Consider the following 634-nt stretch of genomic DNA (forward strand, 5'->3'; position numbering starts at 1 on the left):
TCGCGGAACGAGTGCAGCGTGCAGACTCTTAAGAGAAGCCGGTTTCTCGAACAATTTCGTCGAGCAGCTGTCTGATTTCGTCGCTGCCGCAAACGTTTCGCTTGGAATAGACGCCAAGAAGCGAACGGTAGTACCAGAGCGTAAGCGCCTTTTTCTTGAGCGGATCCGGCTCTTCCTTCACAAAGCGTGAGAAGACTTCATCGCCCGTCTTTCGAACGTCTGCCAGAATCGATTGAAGGTTGTGCCACTTGTCGGCGGCACTCACAAGCAGCGCGTCCTCGCGCGCTATTTCAAGATGCTCAACGTAAGATCGTTTCCTATCGAGCCAAGGCGCTTTCTTTTCGCCTGCCGTTGGTTCTGCGTCGGAACACGCGAGGACTATGCCGAGAACATCCTCGCCGAACTCGGCAAGAATCTCATCCTTATATTGAGCGCCTCCGTCCTCTACGACGTCATGGAGCAACGCAGCGATAAACTGATCTTCGCTTCCGCCCCAGACGAGAACCTGAGCTGCGACGGCCATTGGATGACTGATGTAGGGCACGGTCGTGCCTTTTCGGTTTTGACTCGCATGAACCTTTGCGGCAAGGGCGAATGCGGCAGAAATTCGACTTGTGTTGAGCATAGTTGGAAG

General features: G+C 54.1%; 1 protein-coding gene. It reads right to left on the minus strand.

The genetic code is table 11. The features are described from left to right. Nucleotides 1–28 precede the first annotated feature (28 nt). Nucleotides 29–634, minus strand: a 606-nt coding sequence (locus H6A60_RS12190; RefSeq protein WP_205105005.1) for an HD domain-containing protein, incomplete at its 5' end; no start/stop codon positions are given.

This window comes from Sutterella massiliensis (assembly GCF_016899755.1).
Classification (GTDB): domain Bacteria; phylum Pseudomonadota; class Gammaproteobacteria; order Burkholderiales; family Burkholderiaceae_F; genus Sutterella; species Sutterella massiliensis.